Source organism: Synechococcus sp. R5-13 (assembly GCF_047462015.1).
In the GTDB taxonomy this organism is placed as follows: domain Bacteria; phylum Cyanobacteriota; class Cyanobacteriia; order Thermostichales; family Thermostichaceae; genus Thermostichus.
The window spans coordinates 1-3,245 of the sequence record NZ_JANSIL010000114.1 but is presented as its reverse complement, the minus strand read 5'-3'; the positions used below and the strand labels follow the sequence as shown (position 1 = coordinate 3,245).

At 57.1% G+C, this 3,245-nt stretch carries 5 protein-coding genes; all 5 read right to left on the bottom strand.

All coding sequences use genetic code 11. From position 1 onward, the window contains the following. On the bottom strand, positions 1–106 hold a 106-nt coding region (locus NW840_RS09125), incomplete at its 3' end, for a BMC domain-containing protein (RefSeq protein ID WP_414343793.1). Positions 107–631: 525 nt separating this feature from the next. Further along, the gene (locus NW840_RS09120; RefSeq protein WP_414343792.1) at positions 632–1,357 is read right to left on the bottom strand and encodes an energy-coupling factor ABC transporter ATP-binding protein; all 726 of its coding nucleotides are present in this window, start codon (positions 1,355–1,357) and stop codon (positions 632–634) included. Between the two features lie 7 nt (positions 1,358–1,364). Beyond that, entirely contained in the window at positions 1,365–2,192 is an 828-nt protein-coding gene (locus NW840_RS09115) for a cell division protein FtsQ/DivIB (RefSeq protein ID WP_414343790.1), read from the bottom strand. 57 nt (positions 2,193–2,249) lie between these two features. After that, complete coding sequence (locus tag NW840_RS09110) at positions 2,250–2,468, bottom strand: NAD(P)H-quinone oxidoreductase subunit O (protein ID WP_414343789.1); 219 nt, start codon at positions 2,466–2,468, stop codon at positions 2,250–2,252. Positions 2,469–2,597: 129 nt separating this feature from the next. Then, complete coding sequence (locus tag NW840_RS09105) at positions 2,598–3,002, bottom strand: hypothetical protein (protein WP_414343788.1); 405 nt, start codon at positions 3,000–3,002, stop codon at positions 2,598–2,600. Positions 3,003–3,245: the final 243 nt, after the last annotated feature.

Sequence of the window (3,245 nt, the reverse complement as noted above, 5' to 3'; positions counted from 1 at the left end):
TCTCGTAACCCACCAGGGTAACGCGGGCTGCCTTGACCATGGCGTCGGCAGCTTCTACCACTGCCGGGAACCCGCGGGTTTCGATCATTCCAACTGCAATAGGCATATCAACTCTCCACTTTTGAACACACTCAGTTCCTGAACGCTGTCGAACCCAGTAGCAAGGCAAAGTGATCTCGCTTGTTGGGTTCGCTCATGCAATCTCCTTTCGATTTCATCAGAGAGATCCTCTGCCCAAATCTCGATTGACAGCTTTTCCCGGCGACACCTACCCCAGCCACCAGAGACCCCCTCTGAGGGGAGAAGGCTCTGAGCCACAGACCTCCGACTGAAGTCAGAACAGGTTGTAGGAGCCATCAGGGTTAAGCGCAACTGTCACTCAGGCGGGCAAAGCTGCCAGCTCTGAGCTAAGTCCACATCTTTCTTGTACAAAATCGATCATACAAAATCGATTAGGACGACTCAGAGAAGGGATCCCCGACTTAACAAAATGATATCCCTATTTAATCCTGGACGAAAATCAATATTTTTAATTAGCACGATAGCTTTTTATTAAGAGAGGCAAAAATGTTGTCAGCTTAAAAATAATTCTTGACATCTTTTCAACTTTCACCGCTCATCGACTCCTGGATCATCGGCGCAGTGAGGGGGGCACTTCCAGGCCGTGGGCTTCCATGAGGTCGGCTCGGCCCATCAGGTGGGCCGGGGATCCCTGGGCCCAGATCCGCCCTTGATCCAACAGGATGACCTGATCGCACACCTCCAAGATCAGCTCCAGATCGTGGGAAGCCAGCAGAAAAGTGTGGGCGGCCTGTTGCAAAAAAACTATCAACCGGCGCCGGGCTCGCAAATCGAGGTTGGCTGTCGGCTCATCGTAGAGCACCAACTGGGGCTGCATCGCCAGGATCCCGGCAATGGCAACCATGCGCTTTTCCCCACCAGAGAGGTGATGGGGGGGACGATCGGCCAAATGGAGGGTGCCGGTCATCTGCAGGGCGGCCTGAACGGCAGCCGCAATCTCCGCCTCAGGACGGGCCAAATTGCGCAGTCCGAAGGCCACATCTTCGGCCACCGATGGGGCAAACAGTTGGTCGTTGGGATCCTGAAACACCAACCCCACCTCAGGGCGAAACTGGCCGGGCCGCAGCGGCTGGCCAAACAAACTCACCTGGCCAGAGCAGGGGGGCAACAGGCCGCAGAGGGTGAGGAACAGGGTAGTTTTACCCGCGCCATTGGGGCCGATCACCCCCAGATGTTGCCCAACCTCGACCCGTAGATCCAGCCCTTGCAGCACCGGCGGATGACCGGGATAAGCTGTCCACAATTGGTTCACCTCCACCGCCGGCACCGGGTTCATAGCAAAGCTAGGGCATCCGCACGTCTTTCCAGCGCTCCTGGGTGGCCGTGGGGGTAAGTTGCAAGGTGGGCACACTGGGGCTGGTCAGGTCAATCTGGACGATGTCGTCGGGCGTACACTCGCAGTAGCGGCGCAGATCCCGCATTTGGTTGAGGGTCTGAATTTGCAAGGGCAAGCGGTCGGAAATCGGCCCCAGGTAGACGTTGCCCAGCTCAGTATGCAGGGTAATTCCCGCTCCAGATTGCCAATCCACTGCCCTGATCTGAATTTCAGACTGCTGTAAAGCCCTGAGCAACAGCGCCCATTGCTCTGGGGTGTGGTTCTCCCAGCCCAGCAGCTCCAGCTCAGGCCAAGACTTGGGGGAACGGTAGGGATCGGGAGACAGCCAGTTGCCCTGGACATCCACCCAGCCCATCTGGTCGCCCCATCGCGCGCGCGCCACAGGTTGCCGTTCTCGCACCTGGACGATGACACCCACCGGCAGCAGCCGTCGCTGCACCTGGACGCTTTCGATGGGAGAGGGGCGGGTCGGGGATCCCAGCAAAGCCCTTTCCAAAACAGCCGGTTGCACCTGCCAAATGTTGAGGGGATACTGCAGGGGCAATTGTGCCCGTATCCAGGCGGGATCGACCCAGTGGGCACCCTTTACCTGAATCTGTTCTGGCTGACGAATTTGCCAGTGGGGCTGCCGTAGGCCCAGCACCAGCAGCGCCAAGATGGTCATCGAACCGGTCAGGCGCCAGGATCTCTGCCAAAACCGGCTGCGCCGTTGCCGACGCAAAAGCTGCCTACGCTGCAGGATTTGTTCACGGGTGGGAGCAGCCAGGAGTGCCATGGATCCCCCTTCACCCCATCACGGGGTATGCAGATGGGGAACATTCCGTGCTTCTACTCAACCCGCCATCTCCTGAACCTGATCCGCCCGCAGCCAAACCGTAGGGGTGGGAACAGCCCCAAACTTAATCTGCAGGTAGTCACCTTTGATATCCACCACTTCTCCGGGGGTCTCGAAAACGTAGTTGGGAATAAAAGAATCGCTCGCCTGCGCTTCTAAGCTACCCTCCAGTTTCTCGCGGATAGCCCGCACCAAGGTGCCTCGCTTAATCGCCATTGCTCCTCCTCAGTTCAGTCGCAGATTAGCCGGTTCGATAGCAGTTGTATCACGCCTGCCGCTGCTGCGAAGAGGAAAGCTGGGATCCAGCCTCTGGTTGGCTCTGACAGGGATCAACCTGAGTTTGGCTTATTTGCGTTTTAGGCTGCGGGCCATATTGCGGAAGGTATCCATGTCCGATCCCCCCTGACGGCGTGGGCTTGCTCCGCTGCTGCTTGAAGCGGAGGATCCCTGCTCAGCAGCAGTTTCAGGAGTTTTGGCTTGCTCTGTGGACAACTTAACTTTGCTGAGGGAAGAGACCTGCTCCACCACCTCCACCTTCTCCTTGCTGCCGAAATCCTGGAAGGTGTGCTTCACGATCCTGGGGGTGCGCATATACTCGATGTTGCCAAGGGTTTTGGCTTCATCTGGGTCGAGAAAAAAAGTATTGTCGTTTTTCGCTTTCTTTGGGGTTGGCTTAGCAACAGTTTCCGGTGAGGACGTGGCCGCAGCTTTGCCGCGCGAGCCGAAAAAGCGCTTGAAGATGCCTACCATGGTCGTTTTGCCTGCAATGGGAAGGAAGTTGAGCCGGATCCCTAGGCACTGATATTGGCCACCCGCCCTTGGCAAGGTGAGGGCCAGGCCCGGTCATGAAATAATGTTAAGCCAACTTAGAGCACCCTGCCCTCCGGGGCAGAAGGGTTTCTGGATCCCGCACCTCAGAGGGAGAGAGCATGCCTCTAACCCCCAAAACCCTGAACTTTGCTGAATTTACTGAGCTTTAGGCGGTTTGGCAAA

Coding starts and splice junctions, on each gene's coding strand:
- NW840_RS09120 (WP_414343792.1), bottom strand. CDS start 1,357: ATGAACCCGGTGCCGGCGGTGGAGGTGAACCAATTGTGGACAGCTTAT.
- NW840_RS09115 (WP_414343790.1), bottom strand. CDS start 2,192: ATGGCACTCCTGGCTGCTCCCACCCGTGAACAAATCCTGCAGCGTAGG.
- NW840_RS09110 (WP_414343789.1), bottom strand. CDS start 2,468: ATGGCGATTAAGCGAGGCACCTTGGTGCGGGCTATCCGCGAGAAACTG.
- NW840_RS09105 (WP_414343788.1), bottom strand. CDS start 3,002: ATGGTAGGCATCTTCAAGCGCTTTTTCGGCTCGCGCGGCAAAGCTGCG.